The organism is Brasilonema sennae CENA114 (assembly GCF_006968745.1).
Classification (GTDB): Bacteria; Cyanobacteriota; Cyanobacteriia; order Cyanobacteriales; family Nostocaceae; genus Brasilonema; species Brasilonema sennae.
Window position 1 is genome coordinate 4,533,335 of the sequence record NZ_CP030118.1, and the last position, 21,717, is coordinate 4,555,051.

Here is a 21,717-nt window from a genome sequence, read left to right on the forward strand (position 1 = left end):
AAAACATAAATGAAATTTATCAATTTCAGTTGAAAAGTGTAGACAATCAAAAACTATCGTGTAGAATCGAAACCAACTTCAAACTTATAAAATCAACAGTTTTTTTGGAGGGTAAGTTTATTATTCCTTCTGGCGGCTTACCAGATGCCAAATCTTCCTCGACAGCAGACTCCTCAGTCCTGCAAATATGGGGTGGGCATCCTTTGCAAGGTCATGTAAAAATTAGCGGAGCCAAAAATTCAGCACTGGTGATCATGGCTGGAGCGTTGCTCTGTTCAGGCGAGTGTCGGCTTCGTAACGTGCCGTTATTGGCAGACGTAACACGGATAGGTGAGGTTTTATCAGCTTTAGGCGTTGGCTTGAAGCAAACAGGAGACATTTTAGAAGTTGATGCCAGAGAAATCAAAACATCAAAGGCTCCCTATGAACTGGTGACACAGTTGAGAGCAAGTTTCTTTGCTATTGGTCCGATGCTAGCACGACTGGGAGTCGCGCAAATGCCTTTACCGGGGGGCTGTGCTATTGGCACAAGACCTGTGGATCTGCATGTTCGAGGACTGCAAGCAATGGGAGCGGAAGTACAGATTGAGCATGGCATTTGTAATGCCTATGTTCCTGGTACTAGTCGCCGATTGAAGGGAGCAAAGATATATTTGGATATTGCCAGCGTGGGAGCAACAGAAACTCTGATGATGGCGGCGACTCTTGCAGATGGGGAAACCATTATCGAAAATGCTGCACGCGAGCCAGAGGTCGTTGATTTGGCGAACTTCTGTATTGCAATGGGAGCAAATATACACGGAGCAGGAACCAGTAAAATTACGATTGTTGGTGTTCCACAGTTGCATTCAACTGAATATACGATTATTCCTGATCGCATTGAAGCAGGAACGTTTTTGGTGGCTGCAGCAATCACTCGTTCAGAGCTTACCCTCTCGCCTGTGATACCAGAACATTTGACACCAATCATTACCAAGCTGCAAGATATTGGAGTGCGCATTATTGAGGAAGGACCTAACTGTTTACGTACTCTGAGGGCAGAAACGCTGAGGGCAACTGATATTGAAACTTTGCCCCATCCAGGTTTTCCTACAGATATGCAAGCGCCATTTATGGCTTTGCTGGCACTGGCAGAAGGTGACAGCCTGATTAATGAATCTGTGTTTGAGAATCGTTTGCGCCATGCCTCAGAGTTAAATCGCTTAGGGGCAGATATTCGTATTAAAGGCAACGTTGCCTTTGTTCGAGGAGTGCCGATGTTATCAGGTGCACCCGTACTAGGAACAGATTTGCGAGCATCAGCAGCGTTAGTTTTGGCGGGACTTGCAGCAGAAGGAAAAACCATAGTTCAGGGACTACAACACTTAGATCGGGGCTACGATAGACTTGATGCAAAGTTGGAGCAATTAGGAGCAAGAATCCAGCGGGTGCCAGTAGCAAACGTAAATGCGGAAGTTGCTTCTACCCCCATTGAGCCTCAAGCGCAAATCTCTATTTAGATACAAAAAACCACAAAAGCGACAGGACAAGGAAGAAATTCTTCCTTGTTCCTTTTGCTATGGCTATACTGTTTGTGTGGGGCTATTCAAAAGACCAGTCCTATATTTATTAACTTCCCTTATTTGCCCAGCAAGATTCCGCCATGTTAACGCCAAAGACTCAACTGATTGGTCTCAAAGCAGATTCATTTCGTCATCCGCTAGATCTAGACGCAACCAAAGCACTGAAGCAGATACCTGGTTTGGATATGATGGTGCGGAATCTTTTGGGTCCATTGGCGGAGCAGGTTTTTTATGTAGAAAATATCGCTTCTAGTGTTCTAGTCGGCGAAAAACAACTGCCCCATCTTCATAAGTCGCTGTTAGAAGCCTGCAAGATACTGGATATCGAACCTCCCCAGCTTTATATTAGGCAGCATCCAGCACCAAATGCATACACTTTTGCTATGCGGGGAAAACAGCCTTTTGTTGTCCTGCACACCTCGCTGATCGATATGCTCGAACAAGAAGAAATTCAGGCTGTGATTGCTCATGAATTGGGACACCTTAAGTGTGACCACAGTGTTTACCTAACTCCAGTCAATATATTGATATTAGCTGCGACAGTGGTGCCTAATGTTGGAGCATTTCTTGCTCAAGCAATACAGGCGCAACTTTTGGAATGGGTACGGTGTGCTGAGTTTACGTGCGATCGCGCAGCATTGCTGGCAACCCAAAACCCGAAAGTTGTCATGTCGGTGTTGATGAAACTTGCTGGTGGTTCGCCCACGATCGCACCACAACTTAATCTTGATGCTTTTATTGCCCAAGCTCGTGCTTATGATGATATTAGTAAGACCGAGATAGGTGAGATGGTCAAGGCTGCCCGCACAGCTCAGTTAACTCACCCAGTACCCGTTCTGCGTGCCAGAGAAATTGACCGTTGGGCAAGTAGCCAAGATTATCAAAAGTTGTTGCAAAATCAAAAAATAGAGTATAATAGTGAAGTTGCACCCAAGGGCGGGTGGCGAAACTGGTAGACGCACCACACTCAAAATGTGGCGACCTTGCGGTCATAGGAGTTCGATTCTCCTCCTGCCCACTTTAAATCAGTGAACAGTTATCAGTTATCAGCTATCACTGTTCACTGCGTAGGTAGCTGTTCCCTGTTCCCTGTAGAATAGCCTAGTAAAGGCTACCTTCTTAGGCTGCGAGGGTCTAAAGCATCTCTTAGCCCATCACCCAGCAAGTTAAAAGCCAACACTGTGAGAATAATCAACACAGCAGAAGGCCAGATTAGCCAAGGTTGCAGTACTAAAATTGAGGCGTTAGTTGCAAGAGATAACATATTACCCCATGAGGGGTCTGGTTGTTGAATTCCTAAGCCGATCAAACTGAGTACTGCTTCTGCCCCAATAAAGCTAGGGACAGCAAGTGTCGCGGAAATAATGATATAAGTGGCGGTTTGCGGCAATACGTGACGCACGATAATGTAAAGTGGATTGGCACCCATTGCTTTAGCAGCTTGAACGTATTCTCTCTCTTTAATAGAGAGGACTTGTCCGCGAATAACTCGTGCTAATCCAGCCCAGCTAATAAACGAAGTAATCACGACAATCAGCAAAAAGCGTTCGGTACTCGATAACCCCGGCGGTAGTACCGCACCCAAGGTTACCAAAAGATAAATACTGGGGAAAATCATGAGCACTTCGCTCAACCGCATAATAACAGTGTCAAGCCAGCCACCGAAATAGCCAGAAATTCCCCCAATCAACATCCCTAAAGGAAAGGTTAGGGCAACCCCAATAATACCGATAAACAGACTTATACGACCACCATACAGCAGGCGACTGAGTTGATCTCGACCTTGGTCATCTGTACCTAAAACGTTAAACTTTGCCTCACCGACAGCACCAAACAAATGTATATTTAGCCGAATACCACCAAATATTTCTGTCTCCTCCCACTTTGGGGGTAAAGGTAAATTCAACTGAAACAGACGATACTCAGGCCCAGTGACAAATAGTCTTAGGGGACAAGGCTTTTTATAGTTTACGATGATTTGGCGATCGCCCGTTTCTAAATTTGTGTCTCCCTGGGTTGTTGGATAAATGTGAGGTCCAATAAACTGCCCTGATTGTTTAGAAACCCAGTAAACACGCGTTGGTGGTAGTAGAGAACCATTTGGTTGTGAGGTGTAAGCGTTGTAAGGGGCGACAAAATCAGCCAAAATGACTGCTATATAAAAAACCAACAGTAAAGTTGCCCCAAACCTTGCTAAAGGATTTTTGTTTAGTCGATGCCACCAATTCATAGCAATTACCAGTTATGACTCATAAATGATGAATTATAAATTATCAATCATCAATAGTGAAAGCTTTTTCGTTGTGAAAATTTATAATTATCAATTCTTAAGCAGGGAGTTTTTCAATCAGGTACAAAGGCTCTTCTTGAAGTTTTTCGTGTTCTATAACAAATACATTTGAGTAGAGATTAGCAATAATTTGCTTTCCTTGCTGTGTGAGGGAGAGGTAGCGCAATGCATCCTTGATATAAGGATATACGACATTCCAGTAGAACTTGGCATAGTTCTTGCGTAAATCAGCAGGATTTTGATAACCCAACACCTGATTCATTCCAATCTCTTCAAACTCATAAAATAAAGAGGTAATTTTTTTTAAATAACGTGGATCGCTCAGTTGTCCAATCAAATCTGCAGCACGCACTAAACCTGCAAAATCATTTGTATCTTGGTGGTCATCTACACTTGGTACTGGAAACCGAGTCAATTCAATATTGCTCTTAATGACTTCTGAATCTATCAATTTGTGACCGCCAAAACGCTCATCAATAAAAAGCTTTCCCCGATCAACATGATAAGGTGTCAAACTCGCATCAGAAGCTCCAGAACGAAGAAAAATCATTTTTCCATCTTTACCTGTTGCGTACAAACCTTCCTCCTCTCGATCTTGTCGGCAAACTCCTTTAACATAACCAATATCATGACAGACCAAAGATATAATAAAATGCAACCAGTCTTCATTAGAAACACCTCCTTCACGGATATGTTTGCCGCGCAAAATTTCTTGTCCAACCAAAGTAACTAGGATAGAATGTTCTACGTTATGATAAAGGGCGTCACTGTTAGCAATATTTTCCAACGCCATATTACCTGCCCAGCCTATAATATCTTGATAATCATTTTTCAGGCAGCCGTAGGTGCGACGGTAGCCTTCACGAATTTGAGCGACAAACACATCAATCAAGATTTCAGTGGCATTAAACATATTGGTGACTCTGTTATATACCAAATTATGTATTATTTGTTTATCTCAAATTTGGATAATTTGATGACCGTCGGAGTACTCAAAAAAAGGCAAATAACTTTTTCTAACTGTTTATAGTTTAAGCATATCTGCTACCAGCGCGTGTGTGCGGGTTATAGGAAATCTTTACGAATTGAGCAAAACATCAACCGTGCCTTCGTAGTTATACATAGCTTCAAAAGACTACGGAAGTGGTGATACAGGTTTGTCTTGATCACCTCCCATCACCTCATGAGCGCAACTTCTTAAGGGAAAAACCGGAACTAAACCTGAAGCTGGCGCATGCTCAGAGATTCTGTCCAGCAGACTTAACGCGCAACCCTTGACTCAGATCTTGCACCATAATGTTCTTGCGCCAAGAAATAAATTTCTTGGCTCAAAGTCCAAGTCCGTTAAAACGGACTCTTGTTAGTTTTTCAGGAGGCACTGCGTTGGTCAACCAATTACAGCACACCCCGCAATATTCTTTGACAGCGCGGGATTTTTATTATCACTTAATTTATAAATTTTTGTAAATAATTGGTAAAGTTTGCATAAAACTTGTCCGCTGAACCTGAGAAGTCAGTAGATATTACTTTGACGAACAGAAAATGTGGTTTACTCAAAAAAGAGTGCAACTGCAAAGCAGTGCTAGGGGGTGTCGCTTGTTAAGGATGAATACTCTTGTGTGCAGGTTCTTCTTGAGGTTAGGGATTGCTCCTTGGTGTGCGCTTAGCGCAGCCGTGTTGCTTCCACTCGCATTTTCTACAGATTCTACTCTCGCTCAAGAACTCAAACCCGTGGCTGATAGGACTTTAGGAGCAGAAAGTTCTGTAGTTACACCAACAAGCCCGCAAGCTGACAGAATTGATGGTGGAGCGATTCGTGGCGCTAACTTGTTTCACAGTTTTTCACAATTTAATATCGGTGAAGGACGAGAGGCGTATTTTGCTAACCCAAGCGGGATTGAGAATATTCTGAGTCGGGTGACGGGGAGTGATGCTTCAAGGATTTTTGGGAAACTGGGCGTTTTGGGTAATGCTAATCTGTTTTTGATTAATCCGAATGGGATTATTTTTGGGAGAAATGCCAGTTTGGATGTTAGAGGTTCGTTTGTAGGGACGACAGCCAATGCGATCGGGTTTGGCGAGCAAGGTTTTTTTAGTGCAACGAATCCGAATACTCCTGCACTGTTGACAGTCAATCCTTCCGCTTTACTATTTAACCAAATTCGTGCCGCATCTATCCAAAATAACTCAATAGCGGACTCCGGCTTAAATCCATCTTCAGCGTTTACAGCAACGGGTTTGCGCGTACCAGATGGCAAGAGTTTGCTGTTGGTAGGCGGTGATATCAATATGGATGGTGGAGGATTATTTGCTTTTGGTGGGCGAGTCGAGTTAGGTGGGTTAGCAAGTGTGGGAACAGTTGGGCTGAATGGGAATGGTAATAATCTGAGTTTGAGTTTTCCCGATAGTGTAGAAAAAAGCGATGTTTTTCTGAGCAATGGCGCTGTAGTATATGTTCGTGCTGGCGATGGTGGAAGTATTACGGTTAATGCGCGGAATTTAGAGATGACGGGAGAGAGTTCCCTGTCTGCAGGGATAGAGAGTGGACTGGGTTCTAATAATAGTAAGGCGAGAAATATTGATGTTAATGCCACGGTCGCAATAAAGCTTAACAATGAGAGTGAAATTGCTAATGATGTGCAAGCACAAGGAAATGGACAAGGAGGCGATGTCAATATCAGTACTAGCACGTTACAAGTTTCGGGTGGGGCACAGGTGACTGCTGCTACATTTGGTGCTGGCAAGAGTGGAAATTTGAATGTTGATGCCCAAAATGTGCAAGTGATTGGTAGAAGCGCTGATAATCGGTTTGGCAGTGCCTTGAGTGCTTCCGGACAGCGAAACTCAACAGGGGCTGCGGGAGATTTGACGATCAAAACCAATACCTTGCTAGTGCGAGATGGGGCACAAGTAGGTACTGGTACATTTGGTTCGGGCAAGGGGGGAAATTTGAGGGTTGATGCTCTTAATGTGCAACTGATTGGGACAAGCAGCGCCGATAATCGGGTTGTCAGTGCCTTGGCTTCTTCCGCAGAACCAAATTCAACAGGGGATGCAGGAGATTTGAGGATCAAAACTAATACCTTGCTAGTGCGAGATGGGGCACAGGTAATTACTGGTACATTTGGTGCAGGCAAAGGGGGAAATTTGAGTGTTGATGCCCAAGACGTGCAAGTTATTGGTAGAAGTACTGATAATCGGGGTGGCAGTGCCTTGAGTGCTTCCGCAGATCGAAATTCAACAGGGGATGCGGGAAACTTGACGATTAAAACTAATACCTTGCTAGTGCGAGATGGGGCACAGGTACTTGCTGGTACATTTGGTGCAGGCAAGGGGGGAAATTTGAGTGTTGATGCCCAAGATATGCAACTAATTGGTACAAGCCCTGATAATCGGGTTGCCAGTCTCTTGAGCGCTTCCGCAAATCGAAACTCAACAGGGAATGCGGGAAATTTAACTATTAAAACTAATACTTTACTAGTACGAAATGGGGCACAGGCAAATGCTAGTACATTTGGTGCGGGCAAAGGGGGGAATTTAAGGATTGATGCCCAAGATGTGCAAGTTATTGGTAGAAGCGCTAATAATCAGTTTGGCAGTAACTTGGGTGCTTCTGCACAGTCAAACTCAACAGGGGATGCGGGAGATCTGACGATCAAAACTAATACCTTACTAGTGCAAGATGGGGCACAGGTACTTGCTAGTACTTTGGGTAAAGGCAAGGGGGGAAATTTGAGTGTTGATGCCCAAGACGTGCAAGTTATTGGTATAAGCGCTGATAATCGGTTTGGCAGTGCTTTATTTGCTTCTGCACAGCCAAACTCAACAGGGGATGCGGGAGATTTGACGATCAAAACTAATACTTTACTAGTGCGAGATGGGGCAGGAGTAACCGTGCAGAGTTTCGGAACAGGAACCGCAGGCAACATGACATTAAATGCTCGCTCTATCCGATTAAACAACGATGCTTTACTCACCGCCAACACACAAAGCGCTAAAGTTGATCCCAACTCTGAGCAGGCGACAATTAACATCAACTCACAAGATTTAATAATGAGTCGCAATAGCAACATCATAACCAACGCCCAAGGAGAAAACGTCATCGGGGGCAACATCAATATTGACACCGATTTCCTCGTTGCTTTTGAAAATAGTGACATCAGCGCCAATTCTGCTAACTTCCGTGGTGGGAATGTGCGAATCAATGCCACTGGTATCTTTGGTACACAATTTCGGAATGCAGCTACTCCCAATAGTGATATCACTGCCACAGGGGTAAGTCCTGAGTTAAGTGGTACCGTGCAAATCGACACACCCGATATTGACCTCAACAGTGACTTAGTCAACTTGCCATCAGTACCAGTTGACACCAAACTTGCTCAAGGTTGCAACTCTCCCAACTACGCGAAAAGCAGTTTCATTATCACCGGACGCGGCGGCTTACCCCCCAACCCGAAAGACATTCTCACGCCTGATGCCGTTCAAGTGGATTGGGTAACTCTCAACCCTGAAGTAGAGAAAAACTCTAGAACAAATATTTCTACACTTCCAAATCCTACCACACCAGCCCCAATAGTAGAAGCGACTGGCTGGGTATTCGGTCCCAAGGGCGAAGTCATATTTACAGCACAAGCCCCAACACAACACCAGAGTTCTTGGCAAACACCATCAAAGTGCCATGAAAAGTAATACGCGCTTTGCATTCATGACTTATACCTCACCCCCAGCCCCTCTCCTTATTAAGGAGAGGGGTGCCAAAGGTAGTCGGGTGCACTTGTATCAAAAATTTAGTGAGATGCTACTATATATAAGTATATTTGCATTGCTGAGCTTCACTCCGAAACGCCTATATGCACAAGTTGTACCTCCTGTACAACTACCAAACGGCAATTCTTTCCAAAGCCAACAACTCCCTTCACCGCAGGATGTGCAACCACCTCCACCTTCTCCATTTCCCTCACCCAAACCGCCACAGCCACTTCCTCCACCACAAGACTTACTTCCACCGTCTCGTCCAACTCCCAACAAGAGTGAACCAATTCCTGGCAAGTTTCCTGAAACTATCATTGTTAAACGATTTGAAGTTATTGGCAGTACCGTATTCAGTCCCGAAGAGTTAGCCAAGGTACTTGCTCCCTTTACTAACAAACCTATCTCACTGACTGAAGTGTATCAGGCTCGTACCGCTATCACAGAATTATACATCAAAAAAGGTTACATCACTTCTGGAGCGTATATCCCTGCTCAAACAACGCAAGATGGTGTTGTCAAACTCCAGGTAATCGAAGGTAAATTAGAAGACATCCAAGTCACAGGTACCAGGCGACTCAAACGCAATTATGTACGCAGCCGACTGGTGAGAGCAACTTCGCCACCTCTCAATAGAGAACGTTTGCTCGAAGCTTTGCAACTGCTGCAACTAAACCCTTTGATTCAAAACCTGTCTGCTGAACTCACCGCTGGAACGCGTCCCGGTACAACCATACTACAAATCCAGATACAAGAAGCAAAAACTTTCAGTAGCCAAATTGTTTTGGATAATAGGCGATCGCCTAGTGTTGGTAGTTTCCGCCGCCGATTACAAGTGAACGAAGCTAACTTACTCGGATTTGGAGATGGTCTGAGTTTAGCATACACCAACACCGATGGCAGCAACGCCTTTGATGGTAGCTACACGTTTCCCCTCAATCCCCAAAATGGCACTCTCTCTTTTTACTACGGTACGACATCCAGCGAAATCATTGAACGTCCTTTCAATTCCCTAGATATACAATCAGCTTCCCGCTACTACGAACTCACATTCCGCCAGCCAGTCATCCAAACTCCCACACAAGAATTTGCTCTTGGCTTTACCGCCTCCAGACGAGAAAGTGAAATTTCTTCCCGGCTGTTCCAACAAGAGGGAGTTCCCCCTAATTTACTTTCGCCTGGCGCTGATGAGGAGGGACGCACTCGCGTATCAGCGTTACGATTTTTTCAAGAATGGACTTCTCGTAACAGCCGTGAAGTTATCGCCGCTCGCTCTCAATTTAACATTGGACTGGGTGCATTAGATGCGACAATTAATAGTAACCCTCCCGATAGCCGCTTTTTCTCATGGCAAGGACAAGCTCAGTGGGTACGTCTTTTGGCTCCTGACACCGTACTGTTACTGCGTGCAGATATGCAACTGGCATCAAGAGCACTTTTACCTTTAGAGCAGATTGGTTTAGGCGGTTTGGATAATGTTCGCGGCTACCGTCAAGATTTCTTACTTACAGATAATGGCGCTTTTGCTTCTGCTGAAGTTCAAGTCCCAATTTTCCGGGTACGCGAGATAAATGGTGTTTTACAAATCATCCCTTTTGTTGATTTCGGTGTTGGTTGGAACAGTTCAAATAGAGACAATCCAAACCCTAACACTTTAGCATCCGTCGGTCTTGGATTACGCTGGTCACAGGGAGAGCGTTTTACTGCTCGTCTTGACTGGGGTGTTCCTTTAATCTCTGTTGATTCAAGCGAAAGAACATGGCAAGAAAACGGTCTGTATTTTTCCATACAATACAACCCTTGATGCTCTTCAAAGGTTCACGTAGAAGGTGGCTGACTCAGACTGGATTGACGCTCCTGACTGCGTTTCTCTGCATAGTACTTTCACCAATGGTGACAGCAGTTGTTGCTGTTAATTATACTACCCAGAGTCCAGCAAGTCACACGGTTCAAAGCGAAAACTCTGTGCAACAAGGTAAAGCACTGTATGAGGCTGGACAATTTGCTGAAGCAGTTAAAGTTTTGGAACAAGCAGCAACTGCCTTTAAAGCCAGTGGCGATAAACTCAATCAAGCAATGACTTTGAGCAATCTTTCCCTAGTGTATCAGCAACTGGGACAGTGGACTGAAGCTGAAGATGCAATTACCCAAAGTCTAAATCTCTTAAAAAATGACGACAACTCAAAACAGCGTTTTGCAATCTTCGCCCAAGCTCTAGATGTACAAGGGCGGTTACAATTGGCAAGAGGACAAACTCAAGCTGCACTTTCTACATGGCAAGAAGCCGCAAAGATTTACAAGCAAATAGGCGATGAAGCGACATTAACCCGCAACCGCATTAATACAGCTCAAGCGATGCAAGCTTTAGGGCTTTACCATCAGGCGAGCAAGACTTTAATTGAGGTTCAGCAATCTCTCATAAAGCTTCCAGACTCTCCACTTAAAGCAACAGGATTGCGTAGTCTCGGCAATATCTTGCGAATTGTTGGTGATTTAAACACATCTAGGGATGTCTTAGAGCAAAGTTTAGCTGTAGCAAAGCGGGTGCAATCTCCAATCGCGAGCGGTGAGACTTTGCTCAGTCTAGGTAACACGGCTCTTGCTCAGGGAAAAACTCAACTCACTCTGGGAAATACAACCCAAGCTGAGAAACAAACTCAAGCAGCATTAAAATACTACCAACAAGCTGCCCTTGTCGCACAACCCACAACGCGCATCCAAGCACAACTCAATCAACTTAGTTTACTTCTGGAAAATCAGCAATTTCCTGCGGCTTTGGCTTTGGCATCTCAAATTCAACCGGAAATAAGTAAGTTGTCCCCGAGCAGAACGTCAGTATATGCCCAGATTAATTATGCCCAAAGTATAACACAATTAAGACAGAAAACTAATACAGATAATCCTTCATGGCTGGATGTTGCTCAAATGTTGTCGGGTGCTGTTGGGCAGGCGCAAAGCTTAAAAGACCAACGAGCAGAATCTTATGCCCTCGGTACTTTAGGTGGGTTGTACGAAAAAACAGGGCAATTCTCTGAGGCACAAAACCTTACCAAGCAAGCCCTACTTATAGCTCAAACTCTTGAGCCTCAGGACATAGCTTATCAATGGCAATGGCAGTTGGGACGTTTACTCAAAGTCAAGGGAGATATAAAAGGAGCGACTGCAGCATACGATTCAGCATTCAAAACCCTTGAGTCTCTGCGTCGGGATTTAGTCGCCATGAATCCGGAAATTCAGTTTTCTTTCCGGGAAAGTGTGGAACCTGTCTATCGGGGATTGGTGGATTTGCAGTTGCAAAGCAAGGGAAACGCTGAAACTACGCAATACAATCTTACGCAAGCCCGTAACGTGATTGAATCGCTTCAGCAGGCGGAACTGAACAACTTCTTCCGCTCACCTTGCGTGGAGCCTAGGGTAACGATTGACACTGCGCTTGGACAAGACAAAAAAGCAGCAATTATATATCCAATCATTTTACCAGACCGCATTGAGGTTATTCTCACGTTGCCTGGACAAAAAGAACTTCGTAAATATACAACAGCTATACCTCGGGAGAAAGTAGAAAGCACTGTCGCTTCGGTGCGAAAAGACTTATTGCAAGTCGAACAAACTTTTCAGGTTCAGGAGCAGTCTCAGGAAATTTATGATTGGTTAATTCGACCAATGTCAGGGGAGTTAACCAAGAATGAAATTAAAACCTTAGTGTTTGTACTAGATAGTGAATTGCAAAATATCCCGATGGGGGTTCTTTATGATAAACAGCAGCAGAAATATCTGATAGAAAAATATGCGATCGCTCTCACGCCAGGTTTGCAACTTTTTGAACCCAAACCATTGCAAAAGGTACAGTTAAATGCTTTAACTGCTGGAGTTGGCGAACAACGCTTTGGGTTTCCTGCATTGCAGAATGTGCCACGGGAGTTAGAAGAAATCAAGTCTGAGGTTCCCAGGAGTGAAGAACTGTTGAATCAGAAGTTTACTGAAAACAACTTGCAAAACGAGCTAAAATCAGATCCTTTCTCGGTAGTTCATTTGGCGACTCATGGCGAGTTCAGTTCTGATCCAGAAAAAACGTTTATTCTTGCTTGGGATAAACTACTTAAGGTAAGGGAATTTGATAGCTTACTACGAGTGAGTGAATCTAGTCGGTCTAGTAACATTGAATTACTTGTTCTGAGTGCGTGCAAAACGGCGTTAGGAGACAAACGTGCAGCGTTGGGATTAGCGGGAGTGGCTGTGCGGGCGGGCGCACGTAGTACACTGGCAAGTTTATGGTCAGTAGATGACCAGTCTACCGCAGATTTGATGAGCGAGTTTTATCGACAGTTAAATAATGGGGTAAGTAAAGCCGAAGCACTCCAGCTTGCTCAACTTGCCGTTTTTAAAAAGGAGAATAGTCCTTATTTTTGGGCACCTTATGTGTTGTTGGGAAATTGGTTATAACCCACATTCCGCACCCAGAACTGTCACACACTAAGGAAGCGGGTATATTTAGTACAAATGATTATCATTTTCATGGCTTGATTATTTTATTTTTTGGAAGTCCCCAAGCTCAATTTTACCATTTTTATATATAGGAATCCGGTTTGATTTGGTGAGACCAGTGCTGCAGAGAGAAGTGCCTTGCGCGGGTTCCCCGCGTTGTGGCAACTTCGGAGAGGGTTTCCCTCCGTAGGCATCTGGCGTTAGCGCAGCGGAACCGGAGGTTCTCCCCGAAGGGTGAACGAACTCGTAGGGGGAGGGAACAGGGAACTCTTAACAGGGAACAGGAAAGAAGAAATAAAGGTGTACCTAGCTTCGTCAAAACTCAAATAGGAATCCTATATCCCTTCAACTGTTTATTGCATTGCAGTTTATTTTAATCCCAAACAGTTTTAACTTCATAAGAATCCCGTAACATTTCATCTCTCGTAATCAGGATAGCTTGATAGTAACTCGCTGTAGCAGCGATAATCCGATCATGAATATCCCAATTTTCCGGTAGTTGCAGCATTGTCTGAAAAATAGGAAAATCAAAAGAGACAATATTAAATCCATCTCCTTGATTAATTTTTTCAAGTAATGTTTCAATTGTAACCGCTATCTTCTTTTTTTGAGCTATATGAGTCAGTTCTGCGAGAACTAATGTAGGGATTAAAACCTGAACCTCTCCCGTTTCAGCTTGACAGAGAATTTGTGTTGCTGTTGGCGATAATCGTTTATCTTCACTGACAAACCAAGCTAACGCATGAGTATCCACCACATAAGTATCCATTTATCACCTAATCTTCCCACTGAATGACATCCCGAAAAACTGCTTTTTCAGCTGATTCTAAATCTTCATCAGTGACAAGAACATCTTTCCACAACCCTTTGATTTGAGTTTTATTTCGAGAACCTTCAAGTTGATGAATAACAGTTTTTTTTAATGCTTCTAATTCTTCTTGAATAGCTTGAATCCGAAGTAAAACATATTGACTCATGATAAATATTCTCCTAAGGTACGGTAGAATCGCATCAATTAAAATTTTAGCGATGCCAAGCCGCCAGGACGACTTCTTGTGCAGAGGCGTATCTACCACTTTCTACCTGAGTTTGAACAAACTGCTCAAGTTCTGGCGTTAATGACACATTTATTGTTAAATACCATATTTTGTGTGCGAACGTATTTTTATTCTAGAAGCAATACTGCATTCTCTACTTCTGAACCTTCTAGTAACGCTGTTAGCGCCTCCATCTTGAACTCGGTTATGAATTATGTTGATCTAAAATCTAGCTACGGCACTTAGCTGGTGTTTGCCAAGAACTGCGAGGCGTGGTATTGGGTGCATCAGCTGTGAAAACTACCTCTCCTTTGGCGTTGAACACCCACCCAGTCGCTTCAACTATGGGTTCTGGCGTGGGGTTTGTTGGATTTGTGGAAACAGATGGACTGTTGCCCTTATCACTGTTTGGGTTGAGAGTCACCCAATCTACTTGCACGGCGTCAGGTGTAAGAATATCTTTTGGGTTAGGTGGTAAGCCGCCGCGTCCAGTGTAAATGAAACTGCTTTTCGCGTAGTTGGGAGAGTTGCAACCTTGGGCAAGTTTGGTGTCAACTGGTACTGATGGTAAGTTGACTAAGTCACTGTTTAAGTCAATATCGGGTGTGTTGAGTTCTACTGTACCGCTTAAAGAAGGGTTTGTTTGCGAGATAGCAGTGATGTCGTTTGTCTGTAATTTAGTGGGGTCTGAATCGTCAGGACGCAATCTCTTAAGTTCTTGGCTACTGAGGGGTGCGATTCCAAAAATATCAGTAGCGTTAATTGTGATTTTCCCACCAGTGCCACTAAACGCATTGGCAGTGATGTCACTATTCTCATTAGGGACGGTAACGATAAAGCCCGAGGGAGCATTGATAGTAATGTTACCACCATCACCACCTTTGTTATCATTACCCGCAGAGGTGGAGATGGAACTTCCACGACGCAATAAAAGTAAGTTTCCTATCTGTAGCCGAAGATCTCCACCCTTACCCGTTGTGGACGTTGCATTAATCCGACTTTGATTATCAAGTTGAATGGTATCTGCCACGATATTCAAAGTACCAGCATTGCCATCACCAGTACTTTTAACTTCTAATCTCCCTTGATTGTCAATAACCAAGGTTTTTGTTCGCACACTCAAGTTTCCTGCATTGCCACTACCTGAGGTTGTTGCAACAATTCCACCGCTATTGATTTTCAAAGATTCAGCAGTAACTGTAATTTGTCCAGCATTACCCGTGCCCAAGGTGTTGGTACTGATATCTGCTGTGTTTATCACCATAGGACCTGCGACATTAATGTTGATTTCTCCGGCTTTACCTGTGGTGTTACTTGTACTGCTATTGATGGGCGAATTTTCAAGCTCAAAAGAATTTGCGTAGATGCTGATTTTTCCTGCGTCACCCTTACCAACGGAGTTAGTAAAAATACCTTTAGGGTTCCGTAACACCATACGCTCTGCGACATTAATGTTGATTTCTCCGGCGTTACCTGTGCTATATTCTTGAAGCGCCTGGCTATTGATCCGCGAACTGTCAAGCAGCAAGGAATTTGCATAGATGTTGATTTTTCCAGCGTCACCCGTCGTGCCATAAACGTCAGTATATATACCTGAAGACTTGCTCTCAAAAGAACCTGCGACATTAATGTTGATTTCTCCGGCGTTACCTGTGATAAACGTACGACTATAGACTCCCGAATTTTCTATCAACAAGGAATTTGCAGTAATGCTGATTTTTGCAGCGTTACCCGTCTGGGTATTGGTCACTATACCTGCTCGATTTCCCACCATAGGACCTGCGACATTAATGTTGATTTCTCCGGCTTTACCTGTACTATTTTTCTCTGTACGACTAACGATCGCCCCTCCGCCTTCAATCCGCAAAGAATTTGCGCTCATGTCGATTTTTCCAGCGTTACCCTGACCAAAAGAGTAAGTATCTATACTTGAAGCCCGTAGCTCCATAGGACCTGCGACATTAATGTTGACTTCTCCGCCGTTACCTGTGCTATCGTTCCCCGTACCGTTAACCAAACCATATCGGTCTTCAATCACTAAAGAATTAGCTTTTATTTCCATCCGTCCGGCGTTACCTGCACCATCAGTATTACTGCTTAGCCCACTGTAGTTACCGATAAAAATAGAATCAGCTTGTAAGGTAATGTCTCCAGCTTTTCCCGATTCTTGTACGCGAGTACCCAAACCAGCCTTATTCTCAAGCCTGATAGAGTTGTTAGCAACCACTATTATTTGTCCGGTATTCCCCGAACTGAAACTATTAGAGCTGATGTCAGACTGATTGATAACTATCTCTTTGCCGACAAAGCTGATTTCTCCTCCATTTCTGTCACCAAGCGTATCAGCTCGTAGAATGGACTGTTCGGTGAAATTGATGTTTTTACCGGCGATCGCAATGGCACCACCGCCCACTCCTGTAGTACTTACGAACGATTTCCCAGAGAATTGGATGTCTGCAAAACTGGGAGCGGCTTCATAACCCAGCTTCCAACCTTCTGGTACCGAGACGAGACTCACAGCCCCATTGCTGCCAACACTGCCGATTTCAATCCGTCCTGCTGGTGACTTGAGAACACCACCCTCAACAGATACTTTACCCCCCACCAGAGCTAAAGTTTTTCCCGACTCTACCTCCAATCCCGGAACGCTACTGTTAAGACGAGGACGGGGTTTTCCTGGATCAGCAGCAAAACTATACTTGATAATAGCCGAATCATATGCAAATTCGTGCCCAAGTCCTTGTACCTTAATTTCCCCTGGATTTGTGCCCAGACCGAGTCCAATAGGTGCAGTTATCGTCAATAGGGGTTTATCTGGTGATGGAGTGGCACTGAATTTAGTACCATCGGCAAAATTTATACTGCTGGCAGTGCTACCAATAAACGAACCTCCAATATTTAAACTGGCATTGGGACCAAAAATAATCCCATTGGGATTAATTATAAACACGTTAGCTGTCCCGTTAGCTTTAATTAACCCATCGATATTAGATACTGAGCCACCCGTTACCCGACTAATGATATTTTGAACATCCGCAGCATTGTTAAAGAAAGCAGTGTCACCAGCACGAACAGAGAACTCCTTAAAACTGTGGAACAAGTTGCTTCCGGCTTGCGTTCCTCCAGTGATAACGCTGGTGTTCCCCGACTCTGTGACGTTGGAGTTATTAGGTAAAGTGCCGTCTGGAGTGATTTGGGCAAGAGCACAATTTGCAAAGAAAGCATACGCACCACCTATGGCAATACCTAAGAACCAACCCCAACGAGTAATCATTCCGGACATTGCACTCCCCCCAAGCGTTTGGCGTTGCTAAACAATGGTTATGGCACTAGTACAAAGTAAACCACATCTAGTGCTACTCAAAGTACCTCTGTTTGCTTCTCGGTTTCTAATACACGAGTTTTATGCAAAAACTTCTATTTCTTAACAAAAGTTCATGAAAGGAAAATTTAAGTACGACACTTAGCGGGCTTGTTCCAAGAACTGCGAGGCGTGGTGGTGGGTGCATCAGCTGTGAAGACTACCTCGCCTTTAGCGTTGAACACCCACCCAGTTGCTTCAACTATGGGTTCTGGCGTAGGCTTTGTTGGTGTCGAAACAGATGGAGTGTTGCTCTTGTCACTGTTTGGGTTGAGAGTCACCCAATCTACTTGCACGGCGTCAGGTGTGAGAATGTCTTTGGGGTTTGGAGGTAAGCCGCCGCGCCCGGTGATAATGAAACTGCTTTGGGCGTAGTTGGGGGAGTTGCAGCTTTGGGCGAGTTTGGTGTCAACTGGTACTGATGGTAAGGTGACTAAGCCGGTGTTGAGGTCTACATCGGGTGTGTTGATTTCTATAGTGCCACTTAAAGAAGGGTTTGTTTGCGAGATAGCAGTGATGTCGTTTGTCTGTAATTTAGTGGGGTCTGAATCGTCAGGACGCAACCTCTTAAGTTCTTGGCTACTTAGCGGTGCGATTCCAAAAATATCAGTAGCGTTAATTGTGACTCTGCCACCACTGCCCTCAAAGGCATTAGCGGTGATGTCACTGTTTTCACCGGGTCTGGCAACGATGAAACCATTGGGGACATTGATAATGATGTTGCCACCATCACCACCACCACCAGCTTTACCTGCTGTAGTAGATATCTGACTGTTGCCGCGCATGAGCAATAAGTCCAGACCTTGCAGCGTAATATTCCCACCTTTACCGGATGCGGTTTCAGCTACAATGGCTCCTTTGTTGTCTAACCGGATCGAGGGAGATGTAATCTGAAGGTTGCCTGCATTCCCTGAGTTTACCGCACTTACAGTGACTTGAGCTTTATCCCGAACTATCAACTGTCCAGTAGCAATGCTTATGTCTCCAGCAACACCGCTACTTAGAGATCGAGCAAACAAGCCACTGGGTTCGCCATCATTTGGTGCCGTTCCGCTCAGTTCCACTTTGTCAGAGGCGCGTACGTCAATCGTTCCCCCTTTGCCTTGGCTACGCATACGAGCACTAGCTGCTATCTGTCCTCCATCCCGAACAATCAGCTGTCCTGTTTCAATCCTTATGTCTCCGGCATCTCCAGACGCTCTTGTTGAAGTAAACAAGCCACTACGTTCTTCAGCCGATATTCCAATAACTTGGATAGAGTCCCTTGCATTCACGGACAAAGTTCCTCCCCGTCCCTTGTTACTAGTGATAGCTGAGACTTGTGCTCCATCCTGAAGAATCAACTGCCCAGTTTCAATCCTCAATTCTCCGGCATTTCCAGATCCTAGTGTCTCAGCCAACAGACGGCTTCGTTCCAAAAGTTCTACCAACTCTGATGCGTTCACCACTAATGTTCCTCCGGGTTCTGAGCCTTGGTTATTAACACTAACCTCTGAACCATTGCTAAGTATAATACGCTTGCCTGAAAGCTGAATACTGCCTCCGCCTGTGCCAGTAGCGGTTACTCTAGTTGCATTGGTGAGAGAGACATCTGCTCGTTGCACTCCTTGGGGAAAATCTAGGCGGAAATTGTTGCGACCATTGCTACTATCAATGTTTAACCCTACTGTTCCTACTCCTGCTAATCCTCCTAATTCAATTCGACCACTTTCTGCCCGTAGTATCGCTCTGTCCAACTTCACATCGCCACCCACTAGTAGTAGACTCTGACCTTGAGGAACAAATAATCGAATTGCTCTATTTACTTGAATCGAGCTAGTAGATCCAGATGGAATTTGATTGAATAGAAATGCGGAGGGATTTACTGTCAGCAAGGGGTTAAGCGGATTGACGGGTGAAGTCATAGAGAATTCTCCACCGCCAGGAAACTGGATAGCATTGGCTGTTGTTGCTATAAATGAACCGCCAATCCTTAATTGGGCATCCCGACCAAATAAGATACCACTGGGGTTTATGAGAAAGAGATTAGCTTTACCCTTCGCCTGAAGTGTTCCCTGGATGTCAGAGGCGTTTCCCCCTGTAACTCGTACCAAAATATTTTTGATGTTAGAGGCATTAAGAAAACTGGCTACCTCGGCATTCTTAACACTAAAGTTGCTGAAACTATGGAATAGATTTGTATTGCCAACGGTTTTACCCTCCGTGATTTCCAGGGTAGTACCGTTGATTGTAACTTGAGTTCCCAAAGAGGGATCGGCTGTTACCTGAGCTAAGGTGCTATCGCCCCCTTTTCCTGGGAGCAACCCAACTAGAATCAGCAAGCCTGACAATCCTAACTGGTAAGCCTGAGTGAGCCAACTTCTTGATGTCACAGAATTTATCTCCTAGCCCTTGAAAGTACTTAAACTGGGCTTGTTGTAGTCACGATAGAAGAAGTAATATCACCCCAGCCAAGCTTAGGAGCTAGCAAGGCTATCTGCTGCGTATCATAAAATAGAGCACCAGTGTCTGTATGGTACGTTAAACTGCCATTATTAACTTGCACAACGCTTTTACTCGAGCCAATGTTTAGTGGAGGAGTTGTAAACTGAGTAGAGTTGATGGCAACACCTTCATTCAGTACATCTTTGGTTACGGACAATAATCGCTGATAATTATCATTATCATCCTTGCTATTATGCGGGGCAGTCCTAACAACAATAAGATCCTCACCAGGTTTGAAGTCTGTAATGCGATCGATACCGCCACCTGAGTAATAAAGTTCAAAGATATCACGACCCGCACCACCAGTGAGAATGTCATCGCCAAATTCCCCAGCTAAGGTATCGTCCCCCGATCCACCTGTGATAGTGTCATTGCCTTGTAAGCCGTATATTAATAGGTCATCTTTTCGTACACTATAGTTTAGGTTATCGTTTCCAGAAGTGCCTTTAATAGTTTCCACGTTCATTACTCCCTGATTAATTAGTGATTCAACTCCGTTAGAGTTACTTGATGTGTAGAGAGAGATTTGAGATTTGTTTATCTTGACTAGCATTGGAGGTGAACTGGGTTAAGGTACAAAACTGCGCGATACGCTCTGCGTCAAGCCTCTGGCTTATCGCCCCCCCACCACTAACAAATTCTCTAACGCCAACCTCCAACACCAACCCTGCCAATATCGATTCATCTCAAATATGGCTCATTTAAGAAGTTCTGGTTAAGTCAGCGCCCTGTTAAGTGCTTGGTTCTAATTGATAAAATACTTATTACACCTCACCACAAAAAGGGGTTGGAAATCAAAATTCTGATGACTTTGAACGAAGTTCATTTAAGCAGCGAATTCCGTACCTCATTTATGGTGGGCTGTACTTATGATAGGTTAATGCTACAACATTTTCTCTATCAAAATTATAACACTCTGTTTATCTACATGAGTGCAAAATCACGATTATCTTTCCATACCATAACGCCCAACAATCGGCGCAGTAGCAAACTCTTCCAAACCAACGGCTTTTAACAAATCAGTCCAATCCTGTGCAAGTGTAGATGAACTTGAATTAGTACGGCGCATATCAGCTAAATTCGTAACAGCATCCTGCCAAATTTGATTAACAGCATAGACAGGGTATTCTTTCGGTTTTGCCGCTTTTAACTGATTTTCAAGATTTGGGGTAAGCGCAACTTTTTGCACCCATGCTTTTACGTAATAGTAATCAGATGCGTTTTCCGGGTTGCCACAATAAACTTTGAAGTACCATTGATACTTATTGTCTTGCTTGAGCGCATATTGCGGATTTTGTGGCAGAGTAATGCCAATGATACCAGACCTATCAGGCAGCTTCAAAGGTGTCTTGTAGATATTTTTGCCTCTCTCGTCCTGAAACACAAACTCTCCAGAACGCAAGTTAGTGGGTAAGTCGGGAAGATAAACCCAAAAGGTTGGATACTCGGAGACTGTTAATGATAAGAAAGATATCGCTTCATTGACAGTTCCCTCACCTGGAACTAATGCAGTCACGGGCTGTTTCAAGTCTGGACAGCCATTACGTCTTGCCCCTCCTTGGCGGCGACCGACAGGTGCACCACTACGTGGAAAGTTCAATTTCTCAAGGCGGTTCTGTGTATTTGCATTCTTATTCTTGACTGGTTGAGCAACCTGTGGTTGCACTTGTGGAGAGTAACTCACAAGACAAAGGAGTATCACAGGGATAACGCCAGCAAGTTTCATAATTAAATATCCATATGCCGATG

General features: G+C 44.3%; 14 protein-coding genes and 1 tRNA gene. 6 read left to right on the plus strand and 9 right to left on the minus strand.

The genetic code is table 11. The features are described from left to right. Positions 1 to 104: 104 nt before the first annotated feature. The 3 genes from murA to DP114_RS19050 all read left to right on the plus strand — a co-directional run bounded on the left by murA (position 105) and on the right by DP114_RS19050 (position 2,580). A complete protein-coding gene (gene murA / locus DP114_RS19040) occupies positions 105 to 1,499 on the plus strand; it encodes a UDP-N-acetylglucosamine 1-carboxyvinyltransferase (RefSeq protein WP_171976863.1) in 1,395 nt (464 codons plus the stop codon). A gap of 143 nt (positions 1,500 to 1,642) precedes the next feature. Beyond that, positions 1,643 to 2,518, plus strand: a complete 876-nt coding sequence (locus DP114_RS19045) for a M48 family metallopeptidase (RefSeq protein ID WP_169268826.1) — start codon at positions 1,643 to 1,645, stop codon at positions 2,516 to 2,518. Next, positions 2,497 to 2,580, plus strand: a tRNA-Leu gene (locus DP114_RS19050). Before DP114_RS19045 ends, DP114_RS19050 begins: the two co-directional genes overlap by 22 nt. Positions 2,581 to 2,673: 93 nt before the next feature. Here the strand turns inward: DP114_RS19050 and DP114_RS19055 are convergent. Continuing rightward, positions 2,674 to 3,792, minus strand: a complete 1,119-nt coding sequence (locus DP114_RS19055) for an ABC transporter permease (protein WP_171976864.1) — start codon at positions 3,790 to 3,792, stop codon at positions 2,674 to 2,676. Positions 3,793 to 3,889: 97 nt separating this feature from the next. Then, positions 3,890 to 4,765 carry an Npun_R2479 family HD domain-containing metalloprotein gene (locus DP114_RS19060; RefSeq protein WP_169268828.1) on the minus strand — a complete coding sequence of 292 codons (876 nt, stop codon included), beginning with the start codon at positions 4,763 to 4,765 and terminating at the stop codon, positions 3,890 to 3,892. A 629-nt stretch (positions 4,766 to 5,394) separates the two neighbouring features. Between DP114_RS19060 and DP114_RS19065 the strand changes: the two genes are divergently transcribed. The 3 genes from DP114_RS19065 (at position 5,395) to DP114_RS19075 (ending at position 13,044) form a co-directional block, all read left to right on the plus strand. Beyond that, the gene (locus DP114_RS19065) at positions 5,395 to 8,541 is read left to right on the plus strand and encodes a two-partner secretion domain-containing protein (protein ID WP_169268628.1); all 3,147 of its coding nucleotides are present in this window, start codon (positions 5,395 to 5,397) and stop codon (positions 8,539 to 8,541) included. Positions 8,542 to 8,647: 106 nt separating this feature from the next. Further along, positions 8,648 to 10,405, plus strand: coding sequence for a ShlB/FhaC/HecB family hemolysin secretion/activation protein (locus tag DP114_RS19070; RefSeq protein ID WP_171976865.1), 1,758 nt, complete (start codon positions 8,648 to 8,650; stop codon positions 10,403 to 10,405). Beyond that, positions 10,360 to 13,044 carry a CHAT domain-containing protein gene (locus DP114_RS19075; protein ID WP_171976866.1) on the plus strand — a complete coding sequence of 895 codons (2,685 nt, stop codon included), beginning with the start codon at positions 10,360 to 10,362 and terminating at the stop codon, positions 13,042 to 13,044. The genes DP114_RS19070 and DP114_RS19075 overlap by 46 nt, the downstream gene beginning before the upstream one ends. A 415-nt stretch (positions 13,045 to 13,459) precedes the next feature. Here DP114_RS19075 and DP114_RS19080 read toward each other — a convergent pair whose 3' ends face one another. From DP114_RS19080 to DP114_RS19110, 7 genes are all read right to left on the minus strand, one after another. Further along, positions 13,460 to 13,855, minus strand: a complete 396-nt coding sequence (locus tag DP114_RS19080) for a type II toxin-antitoxin system VapC family toxin (protein WP_169266566.1) — start codon at positions 13,853 to 13,855, stop codon at positions 13,460 to 13,462. 7 nt (positions 13,856 to 13,862) lie between these two features. Next, the gene (locus DP114_RS19085; RefSeq protein WP_169266565.1) at positions 13,863 to 14,063 is read right to left on the minus strand and encodes a hypothetical protein; all 201 of its coding nucleotides are present in this window, start codon (positions 14,061 to 14,063) and stop codon (positions 13,863 to 13,865) included. Positions 14,064 to 14,109: 46 nt separating this feature from the next. After that, the gene (locus DP114_RS19090; RefSeq protein ID WP_246162584.1) at positions 14,110 to 14,211 is read right to left on the minus strand and encodes a ribbon-helix-helix domain-containing protein; all 102 of its coding nucleotides are present in this window, start codon (positions 14,209 to 14,211) and stop codon (positions 14,110 to 14,112) included. A gap of 141 nt (positions 14,212 to 14,352) precedes the next feature. Then, complete coding sequence (locus tag DP114_RS19095; RefSeq protein ID WP_171976867.1) at positions 14,353 to 17,406, minus strand: two-partner secretion domain-containing protein; 3,054 nt, start codon at positions 17,404 to 17,406, stop codon at positions 14,353 to 14,355. A 167-nt stretch (positions 17,407 to 17,573) separates the two neighbouring features. After that, positions 17,574 to 19,856 carry a filamentous hemagglutinin N-terminal domain-containing protein gene (locus DP114_RS19100; RefSeq protein ID WP_171976868.1) on the minus strand — a complete coding sequence of 761 codons (2,283 nt, stop codon included), beginning with the start codon at positions 19,854 to 19,856 and terminating at the stop codon, positions 17,574 to 17,576. Positions 19,857 to 19,885: 29 nt separating this feature from the next. Continuing rightward, a complete protein-coding gene (locus tag DP114_RS35965; RefSeq protein WP_246163492.1) occupies positions 19,886 to 20,428 on the minus strand; it encodes a calcium-binding protein in 543 nt (180 codons plus the stop codon). Positions 20,429 to 20,914: 486 nt separating this feature from the next. Then, positions 20,915 to 21,694, minus strand: coding sequence for a DUF928 domain-containing protein (locus tag DP114_RS19110; protein ID WP_171976869.1), 780 nt, complete (start codon positions 21,692 to 21,694; stop codon positions 20,915 to 20,917). Between the last annotated feature and the right edge of the window lie 23 nt (positions 21,695 to 21,717).

Excerpts from the sequence above, each read along its gene's own strand:
- DP114_RS19045 (WP_169268826.1), top strand. The coding sequence starts at position 1,643 with ATGTTAACGCCAAAGACTCAACTGATTGGTCTCAAAGCAGATTCATTT.
- DP114_RS19055 (WP_171976864.1), bottom strand. The coding sequence starts at position 3,792 with ATGAATTGGTGGCATCGACTAAACAAAAATCCTTTAGCAAGGTTTGGG.
- DP114_RS19060 (WP_169268828.1), bottom strand. The coding sequence starts at position 4,765 with ATGTTTAATGCCACTGAAATCTTGATTGATGTGTTTGTCGCTCAAATT.
- DP114_RS19065 (WP_169268628.1), top strand. The coding sequence starts at position 5,395 with ATGTGGTTTACTCAAAAAAGAGTGCAACTGCAAAGCAGTGCTAGGGGG.
- DP114_RS19070 (WP_171976865.1), top strand. The coding sequence starts at position 8,648 with ATGCTACTATATATAAGTATATTTGCATTGCTGAGCTTCACTCCGAAA.
- DP114_RS19075 (WP_171976866.1), top strand. The coding sequence starts at position 10,360 with ATGGCAAGAAAACGGTCTGTATTTTTCCATACAATACAACCCTTGATG.
- DP114_RS19080 (WP_169266566.1), bottom strand. The coding sequence starts at position 13,855 with ATGGATACTTATGTGGTGGATACTCATGCGTTAGCTTGGTTTGTCAGT.
- DP114_RS19085 (WP_169266565.1), bottom strand. The coding sequence starts at position 14,063 with ATGAGTCAATATGTTTTACTTCGGATTCAAGCTATTCAAGAAGAATTA.
- DP114_RS19095 (WP_171976867.1), bottom strand. The coding sequence starts at position 17,406 with ATGTCCGGAATGATTACTCGTTGGGGTTGGTTCTTAGGTATTGCCATA.
- DP114_RS19110 (WP_171976869.1), bottom strand. The coding sequence starts at position 21,694 with ATGAAACTTGCTGGCGTTATCCCTGTGATACTCCTTTGTCTTGTGAGT.